The organism is Sporomusaceae bacterium ACPt, from assembly GCA_041428575.1.
GTDB lineage: Bacteria > Bacillota > Negativicutes > Sporomusales > Sporomusaceae > Sporomusa_D > Sporomusa_D carbonis.
Genome location: CP155570.1, coordinates 722,830 through 746,080, shown reverse-complemented (window position 1 = coordinate 746,080; position 23,251 = coordinate 722,830). Strand labels below are relative to the sequence as shown.

Annotated in this window: 22 protein-coding genes, 1 pseudogene and 3 riboswitches; of the genes and pseudogenes, 6 read left to right on the top strand and 17 right to left on the bottom strand. The window is 45.5% G+C overall.

The features are described 5' to 3' along the window. Positions 1–5: 5 nt before the first annotated feature. From SCACP_RS03610 to SCACP_RS03565, 10 genes are all read right to left on the bottom strand, one after another. Positions 6–710, bottom strand: a complete 705-nt coding sequence (locus SCACP_RS03610; RefSeq protein ID WP_425061312.1) for an ABC transporter ATP-binding protein — start codon at positions 708–710, stop codon at positions 6–8. Further along, positions 703–1,473, bottom strand: coding sequence for an ABC transporter ATP-binding protein (locus tag SCACP_RS03605; protein WP_425060056.1), 771 nt, complete (start codon positions 1,471–1,473; stop codon positions 703–705). The genes SCACP_RS03610 and SCACP_RS03605 overlap by 8 nt, the downstream gene beginning before the upstream one ends. After that, positions 1,463–2,383: a branched-chain amino acid ABC transporter permease gene (locus SCACP_RS03600; protein ID WP_425060055.1), complete on the bottom strand. Its 921-nt coding sequence runs from the start codon at positions 2,381–2,383 to the stop codon at positions 1,463–1,465. Before SCACP_RS03600 ends, SCACP_RS03605 begins: the two co-directional genes overlap by 11 nt. Before the next feature lie 22 nt (positions 2,384–2,405). Next, on the bottom strand, positions 2,406–3,266 hold the full coding sequence (locus tag SCACP_RS03595; protein ID WP_425060054.1) for a branched-chain amino acid ABC transporter permease: 861 nt from the start codon (positions 3,264–3,266) through the stop codon (positions 2,406–2,408). A 95-nt stretch (positions 3,267–3,361) separates the two neighbouring features. Then, positions 3,362–4,546 carry an ABC transporter substrate-binding protein gene (locus SCACP_RS03590; protein WP_425060053.1) on the bottom strand — a complete coding sequence of 395 codons (1,185 nt, stop codon included), beginning with the start codon at positions 4,544–4,546 and terminating at the stop codon, positions 3,362–3,364. A gap of 165 nt (positions 4,547–4,711) precedes the next feature. Beyond that, a complete protein-coding gene (locus SCACP_RS03585; RefSeq protein ID WP_425060052.1) occupies positions 4,712–6,004 on the bottom strand; it encodes a helix-turn-helix domain-containing protein in 1,293 nt (430 codons plus the stop codon). Positions 6,005–6,256: 252 nt separating this feature from the next. Then, positions 6,257–7,333, bottom strand: coding sequence for an adenosylcobinamide amidohydrolase (locus SCACP_RS03580; protein ID WP_425060051.1), 1,077 nt, complete (start codon positions 7,331–7,333; stop codon positions 6,257–6,259). 14 nt (positions 7,334–7,347) lie between these two features. Next, a complete protein-coding gene (locus SCACP_RS03575) occupies positions 7,348–8,142 on the bottom strand; it encodes an ABC transporter ATP-binding protein (protein WP_425060050.1) in 795 nt (264 codons plus the stop codon). After that, positions 8,139–9,170, bottom strand: a complete 1,032-nt coding sequence (locus SCACP_RS03570) for a FecCD family ABC transporter permease (RefSeq protein ID WP_425060049.1) — start codon at positions 9,168–9,170, stop codon at positions 8,139–8,141. The genes SCACP_RS03575 and SCACP_RS03570 overlap by 4 nt, the downstream gene beginning before the upstream one ends. Then, positions 9,145–10,104 (bottom strand): ABC transporter substrate-binding protein, encoded by a 960-nt coding sequence (locus SCACP_RS03565; protein ID WP_425060048.1) that lies wholly within the window; start codon positions 10,102–10,104, stop codon positions 9,145–9,147. Before SCACP_RS03565 ends, SCACP_RS03570 begins: the two co-directional genes overlap by 26 nt. Positions 10,105–10,220: 116 nt before the next feature. Then, a riboswitch (cobalamin riboswitch) is annotated at positions 10,221–10,405 on the bottom strand. Between the two features lie 358 nt (positions 10,406–10,763). Here SCACP_RS03565 and SCACP_RS03560 point away from each other — a divergent pair. The 3 genes from SCACP_RS03560 to SCACP_RS03550 are packed head-to-tail and all read left to right on the top strand — an operon-like array spanning position 10,764 to position 13,211. After that, positions 10,764–11,009 (top strand): FeoA family protein, encoded by a 246-nt coding sequence (locus tag SCACP_RS03560; RefSeq protein ID WP_425060047.1) that lies wholly within the window; start codon positions 10,764–10,766, stop codon positions 11,007–11,009. A 25-nt stretch (positions 11,010–11,034) separates the two neighbouring features. Next, entirely contained in the window at positions 11,035–11,808 is a 774-nt protein-coding gene (locus SCACP_RS03555) for a FeoB small GTPase domain-containing protein (protein ID WP_425061311.1), read from the top strand. After that, on the top strand, positions 11,805–13,211 hold the full coding sequence (locus SCACP_RS03550) for a nucleoside recognition domain-containing protein (RefSeq protein ID WP_425060046.1): 1,407 nt from the start codon (positions 11,805–11,807) through the stop codon (positions 13,209–13,211). Before SCACP_RS03555 ends, SCACP_RS03550 begins: the two co-directional genes overlap by 4 nt. Positions 13,212–13,234: 23 nt before the next feature. On the opposite strand, the gene SCACP_RS03545 is transcribed toward SCACP_RS03550, so the two are convergent. The 3 genes from SCACP_RS03545 to SCACP_RS03535 form a co-directional block, all read right to left on the bottom strand. Continuing rightward, a complete protein-coding gene (locus SCACP_RS03545) occupies positions 13,235–13,672 on the bottom strand; it encodes a metal-dependent transcriptional regulator (protein ID WP_425060045.1) in 438 nt (145 codons plus the stop codon). A 272-nt stretch (positions 13,673–13,944) separates the two neighbouring features. Continuing rightward, positions 13,945–15,849, bottom strand: coding sequence for a TonB-dependent receptor plug domain-containing protein (locus SCACP_RS03540; RefSeq protein ID WP_425060044.1), 1,905 nt, complete (start codon positions 15,847–15,849; stop codon positions 13,945–13,947). 193 nt (positions 15,850–16,042) lie between these two features. Beyond that, the gene (locus tag SCACP_RS03535) at positions 16,043–16,915 is read right to left on the bottom strand and encodes a sirohydrochlorin cobaltochelatase (protein WP_425061310.1); all 873 of its coding nucleotides are present in this window, start codon (positions 16,913–16,915) and stop codon (positions 16,043–16,045) included. Positions 16,916–17,239: 324 nt separating this feature from the next. Continuing rightward, a riboswitch (cobalamin riboswitch) is annotated at positions 17,240–17,423 on the bottom strand. A 435-nt stretch (positions 17,424–17,858) separates the two neighbouring features. Between SCACP_RS03535 and SCACP_RS03530 the strand changes: the two genes are divergently transcribed. Then, complete coding sequence (locus SCACP_RS03530) at positions 17,859–18,650, top strand: polysaccharide deacetylase family protein (RefSeq protein WP_425060043.1); 792 nt, start codon at positions 17,859–17,861, stop codon at positions 18,648–18,650. Between the two features lie 63 nt (positions 18,651–18,713). Here the strand turns inward: SCACP_RS03530 and SCACP_RS03525 are convergent, their stop codons facing one another. From SCACP_RS03525 to SCACP_RS03510, 4 genes and pseudogenes are all read right to left on the bottom strand, one after another. Beyond that, complete coding sequence (locus SCACP_RS03525; RefSeq protein WP_425060042.1) at positions 18,714–18,968, bottom strand: spore coat protein; 255 nt, start codon at positions 18,966–18,968, stop codon at positions 18,714–18,716. An 11-nt stretch (positions 18,969–18,979) separates the two neighbouring features. Next, positions 18,980–19,174 carry a hypothetical protein gene (locus SCACP_RS03520; RefSeq protein ID WP_425061309.1) on the bottom strand — a complete coding sequence of 65 codons (195 nt, stop codon included), beginning with the start codon at positions 19,172–19,174 and terminating at the stop codon, positions 18,980–18,982. A 101-nt stretch (positions 19,175–19,275) separates the two neighbouring features. Beyond that, the gene (gene cobO, locus SCACP_RS03515; RefSeq protein ID WP_425060041.1) at positions 19,276–19,809 is read right to left on the bottom strand and encodes a cob(I)yrinic acid a,c-diamide adenosyltransferase; all 534 of its coding nucleotides are present in this window, start codon (positions 19,807–19,809) and stop codon (positions 19,276–19,278) included. Positions 19,810–19,846: 37 nt separating this feature from the next. Further along, positions 19,847–19,957: pseudogene (locus SCACP_RS03510) on the bottom strand (ABC transporter permease); the annotation flags it as partial. Positions 19,958–20,198: 241 nt separating this feature from the next. Further along, a riboswitch (cobalamin riboswitch) is annotated at positions 20,199–20,380 on the bottom strand. A gap of 370 nt (positions 20,381–20,750) precedes the next feature. Here SCACP_RS03510 and SCACP_RS03505 point away from each other — a divergent pair. Together SCACP_RS03505 and SCACP_RS03500 are read left to right on the top strand one after the other, a co-directional pair. Continuing rightward, a complete protein-coding gene (locus SCACP_RS03505; RefSeq protein ID WP_425060040.1) occupies positions 20,751–21,641 on the top strand; it encodes an AAA family ATPase in 891 nt (296 codons plus the stop codon). Continuing rightward, a complete protein-coding gene (locus tag SCACP_RS03500; protein ID WP_425060039.1) occupies positions 21,629–23,008 on the top strand; it encodes a VWA domain-containing protein in 1,380 nt (459 codons plus the stop codon). Before SCACP_RS03505 ends, SCACP_RS03500 begins: the two co-directional genes overlap by 13 nt. The last annotated feature ends 243 nt before the right edge of the window (positions 23,009–23,251 follow it).

The window sequence follows — 23,251 nt, the reverse complement described above, 5'->3', positions numbered from 1 at the left end:
TGTTATCATTCTCCAAGATACGCTTTTATGACTTCAGCGTTATTGCGCAAGTTTTCGCTGGTATCTTCCATAGTAATTTTCCCGGTTTTTAATATATACCCCCGGTCGGCTACCTTAAGTGCTTTGTTAGCGTTTTGTTCTACCATCAAAACGGTTATCCCTTCGCTGTTTAGTCTTTTGACAATACTAAGCGAATGATTCACAAGAATCGGCATCAATCCCATGGAAATTTCATCAATCAGTAACAGTTTCGGATTCAGCATTAAGGCTCTGGCTATCGCTAACATCTGCTGTTCGCCGCCGCTCATAGTCTTGGCCAACTGATTTTTCCGTTCTTTAAGCCGTGGAAACAGGTCATAGGATTTTTCAATATTAGCGGTGACAACTTTGTTGTCAGTTACCCGGTATGCCCCCATCTTCAGGTTCTCTTCCACCGTAAGGTCGGGGAACACTCTTCGTCCTTCGGGAACATAACCTACACCAATCCCGGCCCGGTCCCAGGGCGGCAGGCCGGTTATATCTGTTCCGTTGAAAATAATCCGGCCTGTCTTGGGTTTTACTAATCCCATGATGGTTTTCATAATCGTGCTTTTACCGGCACCGTTGGCTCCCAGTATTGTAACAAACTCACCAGGCCGGACGTCGATAGACACATGGAAAAGAGCTTGCGATTGGCCGTAAAAAGTATCAATGTTTTCCAGTTTAAGCACAGTCATCGTCCTTCCCCAGATAGGCTTCAATTACGTAGGGATTGCTTTGTATATCCTGAGGTAAGCCTTCCGCGATTTTAGTGCCGTAACTTACCACAACCACCCGGTCACTCACCGTCATGGCGATAGACATATTATGCTCGACCAGCATGATCGTAGTACCCTGGGCTTTAAGCTGATTAATGATACCGATAAATTCTTCTTCAGCATTATTGCTTAATCCGGCACAAGGCTCATCCAGCAAAATAAGCACAGGGTCCAAAGCTAACGCTCGCGCTATCTCCAATCGACGCATGTAGCCGAGACTGAGATCACCGGCGCGTTTATCCCGCTGGGATAAAATGCCTACACGTTCAAGCAGCATTTCCGCCTTTTCGACATTGGCCCTAGTCCGGCTGCGGCCAAAAATGCTCGTAAGTTTGCTATATTGCTCTAAGCCCATGGCCATAATGATATTATCAAGCACCGTCAAATCTTTGCAGGGGTGGGAAATTTGAAAGGTACGGGCAACCCTCATCCTGGCAATTTCATGTGGCTTGAGTCCTTGTATTTCCTGTCCGTTGAGCACAATCTTGCCATCTGTGGGCGCATACACTCCGCAAACGGTATTAAATAGCGTGGACTTTCCCGCTCCGTTTGGGCCGATTACTGCCAGAGTTTCCCCCTTATATACATCAAAGCTGACATCATTAACGGCCTTTAAACCACCAAAGTATTTTTTCAAATTTTTTATCTGGAGGAGTTTCTCTCTGTTATTTTCCATGGTCTGTCATCCTCCCGTCCTTGCCCTGGCCCATGCAAGCATCCGTTTTGGTAAAACACAGTGCTATCTTTCTCCATAAATAGCTGTTTTCTCCTAGCAGTCCCTGTGGTTGGAACCGCATCATCAACACTAATAACCCGCCGTAGAGAAGCATACGGTAGTCAGATATAAACCGGAATACTTCCGGCATGAGACCCAGGAGAATTGCTCCCACAACCGCCCCTCTGATTGTTCCCATGCCCCCGATAACAATCATGGATAAGATGGAAATCGAAGTAACGAAAGCAAAATCAGTAGAGTAAATAAAACCCATATAGTGGGCATAAATTGCTCCCGTACAGCCGGCGATCGTTGTACCGATAGTAAAGGCAACAACTTTAAATTTATTCACGTCAATACCCAGAGATGCGGCGGCTTCTTCGTTATTGCGAATACCGCTGAGTGCTAACCCCAGCCAGGAACTCTGTATTTTCATACATAAAAAACATACCAGGACAATAAGCACGCTAACCAATATGAAAAATCCCGAATTCCCCAATTCACTGCCAAACAAAGTCGGCTTATTGACAGCCAAACCGTACGATGACCCTAAATACGGGGTGTAGTGAAAGATAGCTACAGCTACAAAATTTACTCCGATCGTTGTTACTGCCAGGAAATCGTCCCGCACACGCAAACTTATGAGGCCCAAGAGCACTCCTACTATTCCGGCGACAATGCCTGCCACCGGCAAAGCCAGCCAAAAGCTCAGGTCCATTTTGGATGTCATCACTGCCGCTATATAGGCGCCAATGCCAAAGAAGGCGGCGTGTCCCATCGATGGTTGGCCGGCATAGCCTGTAATTACATTCAGGCTAAGTGCTAGCAGGATAAAAATTCCAATATTTATACCTACAACTAACTCGTACATGCCAACACCCTTCTCCTATATTTTAGGCCTTCTTGCTCATTAGCCCTTCCGGTTTGACCAACAGTATAATAATAAGGGCCACAAAAGCAATGGCGTCGCGAGGTAAGAAAAATCCAATATATCCGGCTACCAATGTCTCTACCAGACCAATCAATAGCGCGGCTACCACCGTTCCCACCGGGCTGCCTAGTCCCCCTAAAACAATTAAAGCCAGCATTTTATAAGCCGGGACATCGCCCATTGTTGGAAACACCGAGTTGTACAGCATACCAACCATGATTCCTGCGGCAGCCGCGAAGGAATAGCCCAGAAAAAAGTTTAAGGCCACAACTTTATTAATGTTGACCCCCATGGCTTTTGCTATCTCCAAATCCTGAGCAGTGGCCCGCCAAGCCAGGCCAATTCGCGTCCGGGTAAGAACATACCATAAAAACACCAGAAAAACAGCAGCCAAAACGATAATTAAAATCCATGTCGGATGCACCGCCAGTCCTTCGGTTTTTACACCTTCAAACGGCAGCTGCACCGTAAATTCTCTGATGCGAGGTCCGGCGACCAGCCGTAAAAGGTCTTGAATGAAGATGAACAGGCCAATACTGGCAATGAGGGGAACAATGGGCGGACGATTGAGCATGGGTATGTAGAGAAGCTTCTGAACTGCGGTGCCGAAAAAGCCGGTCAATAAAATCGCTCCGATAAACGCAATAACAATATTATCAGTAGCCATATACAGAAACAGTCCGGCGTAAGCTCCGATTGCATATGCTCCTGCACTTGCCAAGTCAAGTATCCGGAGTATACCGTACACCATTGCGGCTCCCATTGCCGTTAAGGCATAAACACCGCCGATAACCACGCCGTTTAAGAGTTGCTGCACAATCATACTTCCAGTACTCCTTTTCGAATTTTACATAATTTACTTGGTTTGCATTAAACGGGATAGAGGCATGCCCTATCCCGTTTTTTCTTTAACAACGCCTATTCACTAGGAGGAGTTATAATGTCGTCGTCGGTAATCTCACCAAAGTAATGGAATTCACCATCTTTGACGATTTGTACCTGTACCGCCTTCTTTACTTCCCCTATTTTGTTATAGCCCTTAATCAGCCCGGTTACCGCTTCAAAGTCCTTAAGTTCCGACAGACCCTGGCGGATTTTATCCGGTTCGGTTCCCTTAGTCTTCATAACATTGGCCAGCACCATAAAAGCATCATAGGTAGAAGCAGCTACCATATCCGGCTTATGACCAAACTTTTGGTTGTAGCCTTGAATGAAATCCTGTACGATTTTGCGGTCGCTGTCCCGGTTCATATTGGTTGTAATAATTACGCCGTTAGCTGCGTCCTTGGCAACACCTAAGAATTGTACAGTGGAGTCGGCGCCTTCTGTACCAAGGAACTTAGCCGTAATACCAAGTTCTTTTGCTTGGCGTACAATCTGTGAGCACTCAGGCGCGTACCCGGGAATATAAATCAAATCCGGATTGAGTTGTTTAATTTTGGTCAGTACGGGAGTAAATTCTTTTTCACCGGTTGAGAAGGAGTCAACAGAAACGATTTGGGCACCTAACTGTTCGGCTTTTTCCCTAAATCCGGCAGCCAATGTTTTGCCAAAGTCAATATCGACCATTAAAATAGCTATTTTCTTAGCTTTGAGCAAGTCAACAGCTACTTTTGCACCAGCCTTGCCCTGGACCGACCCTACGAAGGACTGCCGGAACATGTAGTTACCGGTCTTGGTAATATCAGGGTGTAAGGCGTAGGCGGAAATCATCGGGATCTTGGCGTCCTGATAAATCTTGGCCGCTGCGCGGGTAGTACCGCTGTATGAGCCGCTGACAACCGCAACAACGCCGTCTTTGGTGGTAAGTTTCTGAGCAATGCTTACCGCCTGCTTACTGTCAAGGGCATCGTCATAATTCACCAGTTCTACCTTGCGGCCATTGATGCCGCCATCACTATTAATTTTTTCCACCGCCAGTTTTGCGGCGTTTAACACACTTTCGCCATCGGCGGCCGCCGGACCGGTAACAGGAGCAAAGAAGCCAATTTTTACAGGCCCCTTGTTGTCTGCCTGGGCACTTTGTCCGCCGCCGCACCCGGTTACCAGTACCGCGAGGCTTACTAGCAGTGCTAACAGGGAAACTAATTGTCTGATTTTCACTGGGATTCCTCCTTTGCATAAATTGATTTACAATGCTGTAATTATTATCCAAAACTATTTTTATACCTCTGTACACTTTTGCCCAAATTAGCACACTCATGCTCAATATTCCAAATGATCTGTCAAAACAAACAGAGGCTCCGGGCAGGTCGCAAGGTACCTGGTCTAAGCCTCTGTAATGCAGAATATTTTACTTGTTTTGCCCCGCCGGTACTGTAAGGGACTTTTACCGGTGGCTACTCTAAACACACGGCTAAAATAGTTTGGATCTTGATACCCTACTTTCGCGGCAATCTCTGCTACACCCTTATCAGTAGTCAACAACAAAGCCTGAGCCTTTTTTATACGGACATTCTTCAGATAATCGGTAAAACTCATACCGACCAATTCCGTGAAAGCTCTGCTAAAATACGATGAACTAAGATATTCCCTTCTGGCTAAATCCTCTAAAGATATGTCGCGATAATAATTTTCCATAATATATTGCTTGGCATGAGTCACCGCCCGCACGACTGCTGCTTGCTGCTTAGACTGCAGTAAAGCGCACATTTCATTGACAATAGCTGCCAGCCATGTCCTAATTTCTGATAACGTAGTAATTCCGGCAATTTCATCACCGGATCTGATTTTTATCTCCAGCAATATTTCAGGTTCGGCGCCCAATTCCATGGCAACCCGGGAGACAACCGTCAACATCTCCAGCACTCTGACTTTTAATACATCAGGATGAACAAGCCGGCTTCGGCCAATGGTATCCAGCATGTCATTAATTACTGCGGTGGTCTGCTGCCATTCGCCTTTGCGGATACTTTCCAGCAAAGTTGTCTCATATTGGATAAACATTCGCTGGCTCTCATGATCGCACCAGGAAATATCATTATAATGGACAATGGCTCCATTTCCCTGATAAAATTTAAATTTCAGCGCCGCACAGGCTTCAGCATAGGACTTCCGGATTTGTTTAAAATCATAGCCCCGCCCGATTCCCACGCTGATACTATAGTTTAGATCCTTAGATATATAAGCTTTTATATGCCGCCCATACCGCTTGGCCGGAACTTTAAAATCTACTTGATCATGTAATTCTACAGGCAATAGCAGCGCCACATCCCGCTCCCCGGCGGTAATTGCGAAAATGTTCTCTTGACCAAACACAGTTATGATTCCGTCAACATCCTGTTCAATCATTTGAACAATCCGGCTATAAATCTCTTTTTGCCGGGTCTCAAGCATGGCTTTATCAAAACAAGCTCCTTCATCAGTATCAGCTTGAAGCAGCATAACCATCGTGGGTAGTAATTGTATATTGAATACAGTTAGATATTTCTCAATCTCACCCACAGTATTGCCAAAAATAGTTTCAAACGCGAATTCGCGGCGAATGGCTTCCCTAATTAACTGCCAGTGCTTATTAGAAATAATGTTTTTATTTAAGCTCCACAATTCACCGTCGCTCATGTGCATTACCTACAGCTTTGCTTAGTTTTAGCTTTATTAAATATTCATATTTTGCCGTCAATTAAGATTTTTCCTTCTGGAAAAAACACTTAAGCATAATTATTATCACAATATTTGATCTTCACCAAAAATAAAAAGCCTAAAGACCCCGTGGTCTTTAAGCCTCATTGCCCGAACTCCAAAGTTATTGCCAGTATATCATATTATTTTGGCATCTTCCAGTAAATATCTTTCTGAAACAAACATCGACGTTTAAGAATTTTTCTTATCCCCGGACACTATACGCGAATACGCCGCTTCAGCAACCTCAGTAGCTTCATCATCAACCGCCGATTTAACGCGGGCGGTCAGCAGCCTTGCCAGTACATTCCTGAACGGCAGCCGTTCATCATCTTTAAAAATTTTCACGGCTGTAGCCAGACAAGAGGGCGGTACTAACCCCCAGGAATGCTCCAGCAGGATATTTTTGACACTAATTAGCCGTATCATTAACAGGTCCCTTTGCTGTTTGGTTAGACTCGCTAATTGCCCCAATAACTCGTCCTCTATTTCTGAATCAAAGCGCAAATCCCGGATTCTTCGTTCAAGCGAACCTTGAGTGTGAGAGGTCATCTCGCATTCCAGACGCAATGACTGCTTAACTGATTGACTGACCGCATTAGCAATCATCTCACCAAGCTTGGAATGGGTTCCGGCATCTGATAAAGACGGCGCAATAAGCTCGGTAACAATAATTGCGCCGTCTGTGCCAGTACCGGTTGCCGGATAAAAACCGCCCTTGCTTAAAATATTAAGTTCCTGCAAAGCGGCTGTCTTAGCTTCTGTAACAGTGACCAGCGCCTTGGCCATAGCGCCGCGGTTCATCCGGGCATTCACAAAAACAATGGTGTTGATCGTTCCACCTACAGGGTGGTATCGGTCCTCTTCCTCATAATAGCTGGCCGGTTCGCCGGCCCTGGCCGCATTAACTTCGACACCGGCGGTAGTCACGGCTTCCACTATTAGATGGCCGCATTGCTCCCGGCTTAGGGCCATACTGCTCATGCGGGCAGTTGTCAGCAGCCCGGTCGCACGGTCAGCCTCAAAACCAAGGGAACCGGCGACCTGCTCCAGATATCCGGCTTGGCTGCCTCCCGGCAGGTCCCGCTCAGTCTCTACAAACATGGTTAAGCGATGGTTAAACACTCCGTCGGCTACTATAAACCCGCCGTTATACTGGGAGGTACTCAAAACAAGCTTCGGTTGAGGAAAAAAACAGCAAATACTGGAATCACTGACATGTACTTGGCATCCATTATGAAGAAACCTGGTATCATCCACGTTATTCATTAACCTCCCGCGGCTTACTCTCCCATATCATAATCAGGTTGAAGAAACAGGCCCTTCGCATCCCGGTGCAGCTTAAAATCAACGCCATACATGCCCCGCAGTATATCAACCGATAAAACATCACCGGTTCTTCCGTAAGCAATCATTTTACCGTTATTCAATAGCGCCAGATGAGTACTGAAGTGCACGGCCAAATTTATATCATGAATGACCGCCAAAACCGCAAGCCGTCTGTCATTTACCAGCCGTTTAACCAACCGGAGAACTTCGATCTGGTTTCTTATATCAAGATGGGAAGTGGGTTCATCAAGCAGCAGGATTTTGGGGCACTGCGCCAACGCCCGGGCAATTGTTACCTTTTGCCGTTCCCCCTGACTTAGCCTGTTGAAATTGATATCCCGTTTTTCCCACATCCCCACCTGCAACAGTGCTTGCTCAATAATATCACGGTCTTCCTGCGTCTCACCGGTGAACCGCGCGCTATGGGGATACCTGCCCATAGCAACTGTTTCGCGCACAGTATAATCGAAGCCCTGTTCATTCTGACCGGCCACGGCAACCACCTTAGCCAGATCACGGCGTGAATAACAAGTAATGTCACAGCCGCATAATGATATTGCTCCCTTGATCGGCGGCAACACACCGGCCAGACACCTTATAAGCGTGGTCTTGCCTGTTCCGTTGGGAGCCACCACACTGAGAAACTGACCTGGGCACAGAGATAAATTTATACCTTCCATAACAACCGCCTGGTTATAACCGGCTGTCAGCATATTTACCTTTAACAGTGGAGAGTCCGCATAAATCATCCTTGATTTCTCCCTTTAAGGTAGAGTAAGTAGAGGAAAAACGGGCTGCCAAACATAGCAGTAACAACTCCGACCGGAATTTGCGACAATGCCGGGGTCATCCGGGTTATACCATCGGCCCACAGCAGAAAAATAGCGCCCCACACGGCACATAGCGGCAGCAACACCCTGTGTCCCGGCCCGCAAATTTTCCGGATAATATGCGGCACAATCAACCCGATAAAACCGATCACACCGGTCACAGATACCACGACACTGGTAATCAGTGCCGTACCTAGCAACACGGTGATTCTCACCCGCGCAATGTCAACCCCCAGAAACTGGGCGTTCTCATCGCCGGTAGTAATGATATCCAAATCCCTGGCGTGGATGAATATAAATATCAGACCTATGACGACAGCAAGCGTTACCGGATACAAAGTCTCCGGCGGGTTGGCCAGACTGCCCATGAGCCAGAATAATATTTCAGTGACTTGTCTGGTATTGAGAGCCATAATGGCGCATAACAAGGCATTCAGCAATGAGCCAAACGCCACTCCGGCCAAAAGCAGCCTGTTGCTGTCTATAGAGGAGGCTCTGCTGCCCACTTGCCCCAGACAGTAAACCAAAAACATAGTAATCACGCCGCCAGCGAAAGCAAAGATGCTAACGTACGCAGATTGCTGTACAACGATGGCAATGGCCGCGCCAAGTGCGGCTCCCGATGACACGCCCAGTATAAAGGGGTCTCCTAACGGATTGTTGAACATGGCCTGATAGCATGCGCCTGAAACTGCCAGGCTACTCCCGGTTACTACGGCTAACGCTATTCTGGGCCAGCGGATATCATAGAGAATCGTACCGTATGCCGGATTTACACCTTCGGCGAACTTCATGCCCACAACCCCTTCCACCAGCGTTTTAGCCATGTCGGACAGACTAATCGCTGCCGTCCCTACTGTCAGCATCAGGAACATACTCAAGCTTAAGCAAGCCAAAGACAGTGCGGTAAGAACCATTTTTTTATTGTATACGGCTATTATAGTCATGGTAAGTCAATCCCTGATTTTTTTTAGATTCTTGTCTGATAATATCGGCAATTTGTTCTAAAGCAATGAAACTGCGCGGCCCGGGACGGTCCATATAGTCGTCAGATATATAATATACCCTGTTTTCCCTAATCGCCCGGATGTTTTCCTGTTCAAACCTGGAAAACATCCGTTTTCTCTGTGTACCGCCGTGACGGGCTACGATATATATATCAGGGTCATACGCATACAGCGTTTCGTTATCACACACGGCATAATAGGCTGCTTTTGCAGCTGCAACATTTCGTCCCCCCGCTTGGGTAATGATATCATTGATGTAAGATGTTCCACCCACGGTAAGTAACGGCTTATCCCATATTTCTACAAAAATTTTTTTTGAAGTTTCACTTGCCGAGTTTCTAACCTTAACAAGTATCTGTTCCATTCCGGCAATAAGTGATTCTCCGTTTTCCTGTTCATGAATGAAGGACGCGATAAGCCGGATGGATTTCAAAACATCTTCAATACTGCGTGGCTCTATCGCTACCACCTGAATTCCGGCATTCTCCAGCGCCCGGATGGCGCCGGTGTGAAACTCGCCTCCGGTAAAAACGATATCAGGCCGCAGGAGTATGATCTTCTCAATGTCAGGTTTTTCAAAACTCCCGACCTTAGTGATCTTTTTAGCTTCTTCAGGATAGTCACAATAAGTAGTCACACCCACCAGGCGGTTCCCAGCCCCCAAGGCAAAAATAATCTCTGTATTGCCAGGTGACAGCGATATAATGCGTTGCGGGCGTATTACCGGCGGCGCCACCTCCCGCCCCAAAAAGTCTTTTACCCAGCCACTCCTGTCAGCGTATTCGCTTACTTTCGACTGTGGAACAATCACCGCCATAAAGACTAGTACACAAATGATAAGAGTAGTAAATGCAAAATATGATCTATTCACCATCAAACACCTGCTGCTGATAAAAATAAACCTCCCATAGCTTGGGAGGTTTATTTTTTGTATAAGCCGCAAGGAAATAATTCCGGCTGATAAGCCCCTCCCCATCGCTCGTGGGTCAAACGGTGACTGTCGGTTAGGCAGTTCTCCTGGCTCTGGATCATTGCTCGCCCAAACCTTCCCAGGATAGATCATCCCAGTGGCCATTTCCTTGGGTTTGCTCCCCATTACAGTGGCGGGACCGCGCCGGCATTTCACCGGACTTCCCTATTAAGCCCGTACGGGCGCCTAACTCAGCGATATTCTTTTTTTTATCTGATAAAAAATATAAGGACCTCTGCCGTCGTCCTGCAAGACTTGACACAAACCAAGTTTATTTTTAATTATAACAAATTTGAATTTATTTTGTAAATATTTATAAATATTTTGTCTAATTTCTCTACTGCCGCTTCCCCTTTTCTGCATTTTTATTCTTTATGCCCGAACCACACTTTTTAAATTGTATTATATGGTAGCACTTTTCCCTGTTCCTCCATATCATATATCAGACGGTCAAAATTATAGTGTTAGCTTACGCTAACCGTTTTTCCGACCGCATGTTAGCTTACGCTAACCTTTATTTAACAACCAAACTTAGCCAAAGCAAAGAAACGGAGGTTAATTGTATGTATATTCCTGAAAAACCAGCATCTTTGGCAGACCTTACGGCAGGCATGACCGGTAAAATATCGTCGGTAGAGCTTGGCGGCTTACTCAGAAGACGGGTTCTGGACCTGGGTATGATTCCGGGAACTCAAGTACAGTGCATCCGTAGAAGTCCAGCCGGCGACCCCATCGCGTTCAGAGTGCGCGACACTACTATAGCACTGCGTAGTGATGACGCCAGTCTGATTAAAGTATACCCTATGTAATATACGGAGGCGAATGACATTGAGTATGCAAGTGGAAAACCGTGGCCGGGTACTGCGCGAACATTTCGGCATAGCTCCGGAAGCCGGACAATACGTGATCGCGCTGGCCGGTAACCCCAATGTGGGCAAAAGCACGGTATTTAACGCTTTGACAGGTCTACGCCAGCACACCGGCAACTGGCCCGGCAAAACGGTAGATAACGCCCAAGGCACTTTTACTTATCGTGAAAAACCCTTTCTGCTGGTTGACTTGCCAGGAACATATTCCATTCTGGCGCACACCGTGGAAGAACAGGTTGCCCGTGACTTTATCTGCTTTGGTGAGCCAGATGCAACTCTCGTGGTTTTAGACGCCACCTGCCTGGAACGCAATTTGAATCTTGCCCTGCAGGTAATGGAAATCACCCCGAATATAGTTGTCTGTGTTAACCTTATAGACGAAGCGAGAAAGAAAAAAATCACGATTGATTTCCCGGCATTAGAAAAAGAACTGGGCGTGCCTGTCGTGACTACCGCTGCCCGTAAAGGGGAAGGATTGGCTACACTCCGTGAAACTCTGTATCAGGTTAGCACCGGCGCCCGCAAAAGTAATCCACGCCAACTTGTTTATTCGCCGTCGGTAGAAACGGCAGTGCAAAAGCTTCTCCCGAATATTCAGCGCCTTGTTGACCACAAACTAAACCCCCGCTGGGTTGCTCTCCGGCTATTAGATGGAGATAAAACGTTTATTGAGTGCATCAGCCGGCATTTGGACCTTCAAACCCAAACTGAACTATTCCCGGAGGTAGCAGCGCTATGAGCCGAACAGTCAAACCGATGACGACACTGGCGGACGTCTGTGCTGAGGCGAATAAAATTCGCCTCAGTTCCGGTAACGCGCTTGGTGATACTATTGTATCCGATATTTACGCCAACGCGGAACAGATAGCGCGTAAAGTAGTCACCCATAAACCACAGGATAAATCCTCCTGGGATGCCAAACTCGATGATATCTTCACATCCCGCCTTTTCGGCTACCCCATCATGCTGGCACTATTAGGAATGGCTTTCTGGATCACCATTGAAGGGGCAAATATACCTTCCGGAATGCTTGCCGATGCCTTGTTCGCCTTTCAGGATCAACTGACGGAATGGTTTGAACTTGCCGGGGCTCCTGATTGGCTCCATGGCGTCCTGGTCTTGGGTCTATATCGTAGTTTAGCCTGGGTCGTATCGGTCATGCTGCCGCCGATGGCCATCTTTTTCCCGCTGTTTACCCTGCTGGAAGACCTCGGATATCTGCCGAGAGTTGCTTTTAACATGGATAGTTTCTTTAAAAAATGTAGGGCTTGCGGCAAACAGGCTTTAACTATGTGCATGGGATTTGGCTGTAACGCAGCCGGCATTGTGTCCTGCCGGATTATTGACTCACCGCGGGAACGGCTGATCGCGATGCTGACCAACAACTTCGTGCCTTGCAACGGGCGTTTTCCCACCCTCATCACTATCGCTACTATCTTTGTCGGCGGTGCTTTCGCGGCTGAGTACGAGACAATAGTTGCCTCAGTGGTAATTACTGCTATTGTCTTGCTGGGTATCGCAGCAACCTTCGCAGTATCCTGGGTGCTATCCCATACTATTCTTAAAGGTGAACCTTCCTCCCTGGTATTAGAACTGCCGCCTTACCGCCCGCCGCAGATTGGCGCGATCATCTATCGTTCCCTGATCGACCGTACGCTTTTTGTATTAAAGCGCGCGGTTATCATGGCAGCTCCAGCCGGTGCCATCACCTGGATACTCGGTAATACCTACATAGGAGACATGAGTATCATCGGCCATCTTGCAAGCTGGCTGCAGCCTATCGGTTACGCCATCGGCCTTGACGGGTTTATTCTCCTGGCGTTCATCCTTGGCCTCCCGGCAAACGAGATCGTTGTTCCCATTCTTCTTATGAGTTACTTGTCTACAGGGCAAATGATTGAAATCGAAAGCCTGGAAGAACTCCGCCAAATATTACTCGACCACGGCTGGAGTTGGTTAACTGCCGCCAGCACGATGCTCTTCTGCCTGCTGCACTGGCCGTGTACGACCACGTTGCTTTCAGTATACAAAGAGTCCGGCAGCTTTAAGTGGACCTTCCTGTCCTTCCTCATCCCGACAGTCATCGCTTTTGCAGTATGCTTCGCCGTAGCACAGTCGGCCCGCTTCTTAGGGTTAGCCTAAAAAATAGCTGGGGCTTGCGGGCCTCAGCTTTTCTTATCCTTTTGTGTATGCTTATTTTCACGCACATAGCCGACAAAACGCTGATAAACTTCCGGGTTTTCTTTCATAAAGACCATCAAACGTTGTATGGAAGTTATCGTCGACTTCGACAGATAATGCTCCATTGCTTCAGCTTCCGCGGCAACATCGCAGTCTGCACAGATCGTCCTCAGAAACTCCTGCAGGAGCGTGTTTCTTTCTACGAGATAGCCCCCTGTCTGTCTGCCCTTGTCAGTCAACCCGATCATGCCGTATTTCTGATAGGTAATATACCCTCCCGCGCGAAGCTTTCCCAGAGCTTTGGTTACTGAAGGAAGCGATACATTTAACCTATGGCTGATGTCGGTAACACGTACTATATCGCTGCTGACTGAAAATCTATAAATTTCCTCCAAATAATCCTCCAGACTGGGCGACAACATAGTTTCACCTCCTGCTTTACTCGGTTACAGCCTGTAAGGCCCCGCCGCCCTTGAAAGCCGCAGATCAACAGGCTGTAACCCGCAAACCTTAAAGGGAAGTTCGCTTATACAAAATCATTATTAAAGTGAAAACCATTCTCAATCCAATAAATAGCCTAGTATATTTTATGCGATACATCTGCTTTTGTGTCTATCAGACGAGGGAAAAAATGAAAGGAGATGCCCACCCTGACAGCTCGGCATCTCCTGAAGCTATGATTCGTTACTATTGATTAAAATTTAGTTTTTAGGCCTAACGTATAATTACGTCCGCCACGCGGGTAACCGGCATAACCATCGTAATACTTGTCAAAAATATTGTTAACAGTAACAAAGGCTGTATATTCTTTATCCAATTTCCAATTGAGATTGGCATCCCATACCCAGTAGCTCTTTTCAATATATTGTTGGTAGGAATAAGGGTCAGTTCTTCCAAAGGCAGCTGTTCCCTTAACTTCTGCGCTAACCTTTTCGTCAGAATAGGATACACCTATATTCCATGTTTTTTCAGGGATGTTGGGGTCTTTTACATAGTCCGCATTACCTTTTTTGTTTTTTACATTGGTATAGTTAAAGCCAATAAAGCCTTTTATCTCGTCAGTTAACTGCTTGTTTACCTGCAGCTCAACGCCGTCGGCTTTTTGCTTATCGACATTTGACGGCACCCAATGTTGAATGTTCTGAACGGTACTGATATTTTTCCAGCTAATCGCATCAGTCAAATTCCGTTTAAAATACGTAAGCTTGGCTTCCGCAGTGTTGTCAAATTTATGGTTCATGCCGACTTCCATACTCCAGCCGGTTTCCGGCTTCAAATCAGGATTACCGTCATATATATAAGTCGTTCCATACCAAGTTTCTTCTTGGTGCGGCCAGTACAAATCATCAAAACGCGGGGCCTGGAAAACCCTTCCCCATGATGCATAATAGGTAGTCCGGTCACTGGCTTTATAATTTGCCGCAACATGCGGGGTGGTTTTCTCGCCATATACGCCATTATCGTCATAACGCACGCCGGGAGTTAAACTGAATTTCTCGGCTATATCCCATCGATCCTGGAGATAAAGGCCTTTTACAGTATTATCTTGGTTACCGTATTTTGAACTTTCAATTGCATCCTTACGCCAGTCAATGCCTGACGTTAAAGTATGCCGGTCGGCAATTTTGGAATTGATTTGGTAGTTAAACCCTTTAATTCTTACATCGCTGTCACTACTTTCATAAGCATCTTTATTGAAACGATGGGAAGCATTTTGATAAACCTTTACTTGGTAGTCCGTATTTGCCGAAATATTTTCTTTATAAGTAATGTCCCAGTTGTGCTGCCTGGTGGTATCGTATGTGTCAGCGGCTTTGCCTTCGTTTTCATCATTAAAATATTCATACGCTACCGTCAAATCGCCGTTAGCAAGCTTTTGGTCCAGCCGTATCGTATACGCATCCTGGTCTACCCCGGTATAGTCAACGGTTTTGCCGCTGCCGTCGGCATAATTGCCTAAGTGTTTTTTATCGGCGCTAAAATACCAACTCAGATCGCCGGTTTTACCTTCATTGGTCACGGCAAAGTTACGGCCATCCCAATTACCGCCGGAAACTTTAACAGTAGTCTGGTTTGTTTCCCCCTTTTTCGTGATGATATTGATTACACCGCCGACAGCATCAGCACCATACAAGGCTGATCTGCCGCCCTTTACAATTTCAATCCGTTCAATATTTTCAATACCGATAAGGCTTGTCAGGTTAGTAGTTGCCATACCGAAGCCGCCAATACCATTCGGCATATTCATACGCCGGCCGTCAATCATCACTATGACCTGTTCGCTGCCATTGACAAACGGCGCGCTAATACTTCCCGGACTACCCAATGAACCGATATTTATGCCAGGAATATGCTGTAAAACATCTCCTAAGTTATGATAATTTCCTTTTTCAATATCTTCTCGGGTAATAACCGTCACATTGGCGGCCGTTTCGGATATTTTGGTCGGCACACGATTGGCTGTAACCACCACCTGATCAAAGGAAAACTGTTCTTGCTCCTCTGCTTGAACTATACCCGAAACCTGGAACAACAAGGCGCTGCCCACCATGGCACACACCATAGCCTTCCTTCGCTTATTGGATTTTGCATGTTGCAAATTTTTCTCCTCCTTGATTCAAAATAGCAAATTATCAGTTACGTTCACATTTCCCGTACCAATAAAAAATCTCCTGATCCATCGTTCAGGAGATTTCAAAAGTAGATGTCAAAAAGACACCTGCTTGTACCAATCCCCTCCCCATCGCGCGTGGGTGAAAAAAGGCACCTATTTCTCATATATTTTTGTAAGATTAGTAACTTTTCACGTATTTTTCTTCGATGGCATCTTTAATATGCTGGACATAAATATTCTGGAATTCAGAGTTTGCTCCCAAGCCGTGCAAATAGATATCAACTACTTGGAAACCATCGGCGGCAAGGAGGTTTTTCCAGGAGTCAGGCTCGTCTCCCGCCATGTCATTGTTTGCATGGTCACCGGCTACCAGCATAAGCGGCATCAGAATGACCCGTTTTATGTTGCGTTCTTTCAGCAATGCCACAGCATCGCCGTAATTGGGATGGTCGACCTCTTCAACAACCCCTACCACCGCATGCACTCCCGCAGTATCAAAGGCCTGTTGCAATTTACCGTAAGCAGGGTTATGTTGATGCGGCGAACCATGGCCCATAAATACGACCGAACGATCATGCAGCTGAAGAAGCGGCATTTGGCTTTTTAAGGCTTTTACAGCAATCGCAAAATCATCAGGCGTACCATTGCTGCCATCGTAAACCAATACCGGACGGCCAATCACAATTTTATCAAAATCTTTCGCATATTTATGGACAACAGCCACAATTTTGTTGTCATATTCTTCTCCGGGAGTAAGGTGGGTTGACTGCACGATGACTTCCTTGTATCCATCTTTGTAGAGCTTTTCTAAAGCTTGTTCTAAACTATCCACTTGTATGTTCTGGGTTTCGGCCATTCGTTTCATAACAATCTTGGACGTGAATGCCCGGCGGACCTCATACTCCGGAAAACCGGCACGGATTTTATTCTCGACAGCCTCAATGGATTCTCTCCGTTCTTCCGGAAAGGTGGTGCCAAAACTCACTACAACAATTGCCTTTTTAACAGGTGCGGCAAACGCCTGAGACGGACTTGCAAAACCAACGATCATTGCCAGGCAGAAAGACAAGACCATGACTCCGGACAGCATTTTACGTAAATTCAAGTTTTCTCACACTCCCAAGTTTATTCAATGATAGCCTTGTGGCAGTAGTACTACTAACCATGACTCCCCCCTTCTTTCCCGGCAAAATAAAGCTTCTACAAGCCAGGTTTGAAATTCTAGCGCTGGAGGAGACGGCAAAGTGCATAACGATGCAAAAAACTCCCGGTTTTTAGCCCGGGAGTTTTACATACAACATTTCAACCCTCAACAACAAATAAATACTGCTGTTGACAGCGGTCATAATCCCCTCCCCATCGCTCGTAGGTGAAAACGGTGATTTTCAGATAGGCAGTTCTCCTGGCTCTAGTTCATCGCTTGTCCAAACCTTCCCAAGACTTTTACATCCCAGTGGTATACCTTGGATTCGCTCCCTATTACAGTGGCGGGACCGCACCGGTGTTACACCGGACTTCCCTATTAAGCCCATTAGGGCACCTATCCCAATATATTTTTTTCAGTGAACAACATAATATTTTTATAACTCACATTGATAATACCATTTTTTACAATGTATTGTCAAACCCTCTTTTTTATATTTTCACTAAAGAATAAAATTATTCCGCCGTTAGGAAAAAAAGCACGAATTGCCTAGCCTGCGAGGTATTGGGGAGAATATCATAGTAGTTACCGGGTCTATATGAAATCCAATAAAGGTTTTTTCTAGGCGTGTTGTTAGTAACGCTCCACCGCTGGCGCTTGACTTACGCTTATACTAACAACACGCCTGTACATCTTTATTGGATACTATATAGTTTATATTGACGAAAAAAAGAAGAAGTTCTACTATATATCATAGTGTTTCTTAATTATCCTGTATTTATCCGGAAGTACTCAGGCATAACTATACCAGCTAATACAATATCGAGGGGTTGATTCTTTGAGGCGGACTGTGTTTTGGGCGATCATAGTTTGTTGTATTATTACTATTGGCATTATCAGCATCTATTTCTATGGAGAGACGGACAATTTGTCATCCGGAATTCCTGTACTAAATTATCATGAAGTAGAGGATAATGTAAACAATCCTCTTGCCTTAACCGTCAGGGACTTTGATGACCAAATGGCCTACTTGCACGCAAGGGGATATACTACGATAACACCCGATCAGCTACTCAACTACTTAAACGCTGGCGGTAAGCTCCCTGATAAGTCAATCCTAATTACTTTTGACGATGGATATGTCAATAACTATACCAACGCCTATCCAATACTAAAGAAATACGGTTTTACCGCCACTTTTTTTCTAATAACCGATGTAATTGGCCATAATCCCTGGTATATGAATTGGGATCAGGTTAGAGAAATGCAGGAACAAGGTTTTCAATTCGGTTCTCATACCTTAAGCCATGTGGATCTTACTAGTATTTCATCCGAGGAAGCCGCACTGCAGCTTGTTAAGTCTCGAGAGGGGATAGAATGGAGGCTAAAAACACCGGCAAAGTATCTCGCCTATCCTGGCGGATTTTACAATCCACAAATTGAAAAATCAGTCGCCCAGGCGGGTTACAAAGCTGCTTTTTCTGTAAAGTTTGGTAGAGTTCAGCAAGGTAGCAATCCGCTGGCACTGGAAAGAATACCGGTATTTAAGTCCAGATGGACATTCCTGGACTTTTACGTCCGGCTGAAATTTACCAAGGCTATTGGTAAGATTAAAGCGGTGAAGGATGAGATCGGATTGTAATTGTGTTGTGAAAATAAAAGCCACTGGATTAACTCCGGGTGGCTTTTTTTACGTTCACTGTTCTTACATTGATGGACTCGTCAGTTCAGACTTCACCTGCTGGATATCGTTTTGCGGAGCAAGGGCAGCCGGCTTGTAGTACCCCTTTTGCACAGCAGTTTGAACAACCTGATACTGCCGCTGCTCATCCTGGTTTCTCAATTGCTGAAAGGTTGAGCGTAATTGCGCGTTATTTGTTTCGGCAATTACGTTGGCGTAGGTAGCTAAACTGCCTTTCATCATAGACAGATAATCATTTATCATATCTTTATCGTTCATTGGTTTACCTCCTATTGCAAAAATGTCATGAGTTTCTGTTTGGAGCTTCTAGCTGCCGCTGCATCTTGTTGAAACATTTGCCTAAGCTGTGCATCAGTGCACTGCTGAGCATACGCTTCAAGTTTGTTGGCCACCGTCTCATGACCGCTAATCATGTGGCGTAAATGTTGAAGCTCCATTTGATTTAGTTGCGCCAAAGATAACACTCCTTTCAAATGTGGTACATGGTTATTATTGATAAAAAAATTCCACATTATCCAGATAAATTAAACTTTCTATTAAACTTTGTCAGCTTAACATAACCTATCTAAAATTCTATTCCCTTTTGCGCCTTTATTCCCTTATGGAGCTGATGCTTTATTTCCTTCATCTCTGTAACCAAATCGGCCCTGTCGATAATCGCCGGATTTGCCTCGCGTCCGGTAAGCACAATGTGCACAGATGAAGGTTTCATTTCTATTAATTCCAGAACTGTATCCAAAGAGACCAGCCCAAAATTAACGGCATAGTTGATCTCATCCAGAATAACCATGTCCCACTTCCCGGACATAATTTCCGTTTTAGCTGCCTGCAAAGCTTCTTGGGCCGCGCTTCTATGATCATCGATAGCATCGCCTGAAGACTTTTTAACAAAACCTTGTCCCATCTGGCGTATGACAAAATCCGGTCCCATTTTCTCAGCAGCCTGCAATTCGCCGCACTTCCAATTGCCTTTGATAAATTGTACGACCAGCACCTTAAGCCCCTGTCCCCAGGCCCGCATTCCCAGGCCTAAAGCCGCTGTTGTTTTGCCTTTGCCGTTTCCCGTATTTACAATAATTAACCCTTGTCTTTCTGCCATAATATCAACCCTTTCCCAATTATAATGTATATATCTGTCATTCGTACCGCAACGCCTCAATAGGATCCAGCAAAGCAGCCTTCCTCGCCGGCCAGAGTCCGAAAAACAGTCCGATAGCCACAGAGAAACCGAAAGCAATGAGGATGGCGGCCGCATCCAGCAGCCGGACGGTAATAACAAGCAGTTTTTGCATGCCGGATGGATTGTCAATATCCAGCCCCATATGCGTCACCGGATGAATGGCTTCAATTTCCGGTTGGATGCACCTTTGCCCACGAATAGGAGGGGTTTCATCTTTTAGGACTCTTCTAAATAAAAATCCCGGCCAAAATTCAGCCGGGAAAGAAAGATTACTAAATTAATCCCCTTCCCCATCGCTCGTAGGTCAAACGGTGACTGTTAGACAGGCAGTTCTCCTGGCTCTGGCTCTTCGCTCACCCAAACCTTCCCAGGATTTTCATCCCAGTGGTATCTCTTGGGTTCACTCCCCATTACAGTGGCGGGACCGCGCCGGTGTTGCACCGGTCTTCCCTATTAAGCCCTTGCGGGCACCTGTCTCAAAAACAATATGTTATTATATTGTCATAATGCGGAATATATTTTGTCTAAATGTTAGCATGTTGTGAAATATCTGTCAATAAATATCTTTTTAATACTTTTTATAAAGAAAGATATATAGTATCCAATAAAGATTTACAGGCGTGTTGTTAGTATAAGCGTAAGTCAAGCGCCAGCGGTGGAGCGTTACTAATAACACGCCTAGAAAAAAATCTTTATTGGATTTGTTGACAAAAATTCCCGGTTCCAGCTTAGCAAATCACCCTGACACTTTTCCAAATAGTCAACCGGCATTAAATTTGATATACTGGTAGAAAAAGGCGAATGGCAATATGAACATAATAGGCAGTAATACTATCCGGTACATCAGGTGAGAGGGATTTATGGAACAAATGATAGTAAGCGAATGGGAAGAATTAAAACAGGGCTTAAAGCAGAAAGGCTACATTGCCGATGACAATACGGCGATGATTCTACAGATATCGGTATTGTTGAGCAAACCCATATTGATAGAGGGGCCTGCCGGAGCCGGAAAAACTGAATTGGCAAAAGCCTGGAGCCAGTATCTGCATCGAAAACTTATCCGGCTGCAATGCTATGAAGGTATTGACGAAGCTAAAGCTTTGTATGACTGGAATTATCAGAAACAGTTGCTATATATACAAGCCCAGGGGGCAGCTCCGAAGAATTGGTCTGATATGAGTCAGAGTATCTACACAAAGGAATTTCTGCTGACAAGACCTTTAATGGAAGCCATCAGCAGTGAAACGCCTTCTGTTCTTCTCATTGATGAAATCGACAAAAGCGATGAAGAATTTGAAAGCTTCCTGCTCGAAATACTGTCCGACTGGCAAATATCCATTCCCGAAACCGGAACGGTGACAGCCGCCAGTATACCGTCGGTCATCCTGACCAGCAATAATACCCGCAACTTAAGTCATGCTCTGCGCCGAAGATGTTTATATCTATACCTGGATTATCCCAACGAACAAAGAGAACTCGAGATATTGAAGCTGTACTTTCCGGCGCTTAACGACGTATTGGGGAAACAAGCTGTGGCTTTTGTCAGACGTATAAGGCTGGAGAAATTAAAAAAGCATCCAAGTATTAGTGAAGTTATTGATTGGGTACACGTACTGAGCCATATGGGTGTGCAAGAGCTTTCTCCCGATATAGTGGAAAATACTGCAAATATCCTTTTGAAATACAGAGAAGATTGTCTTAAAATTATCGAAAAAGTGAGTCAAAAGGACTGGTTTGCGTGGACTACATAATCTTTGATCTGGCCAGGATCCTCAGAAAGTCGGGCCTCGGTGTCAGCACCCGCGAAATAGTTGACAGCATACAAGCTCTGAACCTGTTGAGCGCAAATAAGCTGAATAAGTATGCCGTTTATAATCTAATAAATGCGACAATGCTTAAAACCGAGTGGGGCGCCGGTTATATTCAACGGCTTGTTGAACTTTTTCTGGAGCCGGATCCCGAAATTGTGGCAGACCATACAGGCGTACTGTCGTTGCAAAGTTCCTCATCCCGGGAAGCAGGCGGTGGAGAAACAGGTTATGGCAGAGCGGGGAACGGGGCAGCCGTGTCGCTATTGACAGAAGCGGTATTGAAAAAAGATATTGACTTAATTTATGCCATTGTTAAACGACATAATTTAAGCCTGGATCTCTTATGCGAGAATCGGGACGAGGCTCTTGTGAGCTTCAAGCTGCAAAGCGGCTGGTTTCAGGTGTCCGAAACCATTGAGGAGTATTATAACCAGGGGAAAATTTCTCCGTCTGATTATCATTGTGCTCAGGAAAGCCTTGACCTATGGAAGAACTTTCTCGTTGATGAATTTGAGCGTCTTCAGGTAAAAAATATGAGCCGGGATTATTTGAGTCAAGTGATGAAACAGCAGAACCCTAAATATATCAATTTTCTGGACGTTGATGATTCTTATTTTTCAATCATGTCCCGTGAGGTGGAAAAGCTGGCAAGAAGGCTGGCCGTAAGAAAAGGCCGGCGCAGGAAGGAAGCGAGCCAGGGCAGGATTAATATCAACAGGAGCATAAGACACGCAATGCAAACCGGAGGTGTACCCTTTAAACTGACAAAGATGGCGAGAAAACCTTCAAAACCCGATATTTGCCTGCTATGTGACATGTCTAACTCAGTCAGAAAATTCAGCTATTTTATGTTGCTGTTTGTATATACCCTGCAAAAACAATATTCCCATATCCGTTCATTTCTGTTTGTTGATCAATTGCTGGAAGCTACCGATTATTTCAAAGAACAGGATGTAAGCAATGCTCTTGAAACAATAGGCAGATTAAAGGGATTTAATCTTACCGGCTTCTCTCATTACGGCAATGTGATCCATCAATTTACAGCCCACTACCTTCATGTATTAAATAAGAATACAACGGTCCTGATTTTGGGAGATGCTAAAAATAACTGGAATACGGTCGACGGCAGTCAAGTTTTGCATGAAATCAGAGAAAATGCAGCAGCCCTGTACTGGCTTAATCCTTTGAAGCAGGAGTTATGGAATCATAGTGACTGTATTATGGAAAAATACCGGCCAAGCTGTACCGGTGTATATCAATGCGCCAACATTGAACAATTGGAGCGGTTTGTTGCAGAAATTTTATGATGTTGGCCACTATAAACACCCAAACATCTCTTTCCTGACACACGTTTTTTCCTGGACGGTTGCATATGTTTATGCGTAAGGGTATAATATAAGAAAAGGAACTGACGTGCTCGAACACGCCAGCCCTACAGGCTGTCTAACCGGAAACGGTTAGCCCCCTGATTAACGGTATCAAGAAATAACCGCAATCCTTAGGCAGGGGCGGTTATTTCTGCTTTATGTGCGCACAACCAGTGTTGCGAA

What these genes read in the sequence shown, in the direction of transcription:
- SCACP_RS03605 (WP_425060056.1), bottom strand. Translation starts at nt 1,473, where the DNA reads ATGGAAAATAACAGAGAGAAACTCCTCCAGATAAAAAATTTGAAAAAA.
- SCACP_RS03600 (WP_425060055.1), bottom strand. Translation starts at nt 2,383, where the DNA reads ATGTACGAGTTAGTTGTAGGTATAAATATTGGAATTTTTATCCTGCTA.
- SCACP_RS03595 (WP_425060054.1), bottom strand. Translation starts at nt 3,266, where the DNA reads ATGATTGTGCAGCAACTCTTAAACGGCGTGGTTATCGGCGGTGTTTAT.
- SCACP_RS03585 (WP_425060052.1), bottom strand. Translation starts at nt 6,004, where the DNA reads ATGAGCGACGGTGAATTGTGGAGCTTAAATAAAAACATTATTTCTAAT.
- SCACP_RS03580 (WP_425060051.1), bottom strand. Translation starts at nt 7,333, where the DNA reads ATGAATAACGTGGATGATACCAGGTTTCTTCATAATGGATGCCAAGTA.
- SCACP_RS03575 (WP_425060050.1), bottom strand. Translation starts at nt 8,142, where the DNA reads ATGATTTATGCGGACTCTCCACTGTTAAAGGTAAATATGCTGACAGCC.
- SCACP_RS03570 (WP_425060049.1), bottom strand. Translation starts at nt 9,170, where the DNA reads ATGACTATAATAGCCGTATACAATAAAAAAATGGTTCTTACCGCACTG.
- SCACP_RS03565 (WP_425060048.1), bottom strand. Translation starts at nt 10,104, where the DNA reads ATGGTGAATAGATCATATTTTGCATTTACTACTCTTATCATTTGTGTA.
- SCACP_RS03560 (WP_425060047.1), top strand. Translation starts at nt 10,764, where the DNA reads ATGTATATTCCTGAAAAACCAGCATCTTTGGCAGACCTTACGGCAGGC.
- SCACP_RS03555 (WP_425061311.1), top strand. Translation starts at nt 11,035, where the DNA reads ATGCAAGTGGAAAACCGTGGCCGGGTACTGCGCGAACATTTCGGCATA.
- SCACP_RS03550 (WP_425060046.1), top strand. Translation starts at nt 11,805, where the DNA reads ATGAGCCGAACAGTCAAACCGATGACGACACTGGCGGACGTCTGTGCT.
- SCACP_RS03545 (WP_425060045.1), bottom strand. Translation starts at nt 13,672, where the DNA reads ATGTTGTCGCCCAGTCTGGAGGATTATTTGGAGGAAATTTATAGATTT.
- SCACP_RS03535 (WP_425061310.1), bottom strand. Translation starts at nt 16,915, where the DNA reads ATGATCGTTGGTTTTGCAAGTCCGTCTCAGGCGTTTGCCGCACCTGTT.
- SCACP_RS03525 (WP_425060042.1), bottom strand. Translation starts at nt 18,968, where the DNA reads ATGAACGATAAAGATATGATAAATGATTATCTGTCTATGATGAAAGGC.
- cobO (WP_425060041.1), bottom strand. Translation starts at nt 19,809, where the DNA reads ATGGCAGAAAGACAAGGGTTAATTATTGTAAATACGGGAAACGGCAAA.
- SCACP_RS03505 (WP_425060040.1), top strand. Translation starts at nt 20,751, where the DNA reads ATGGAACAAATGATAGTAAGCGAATGGGAAGAATTAAAACAGGGCTTA.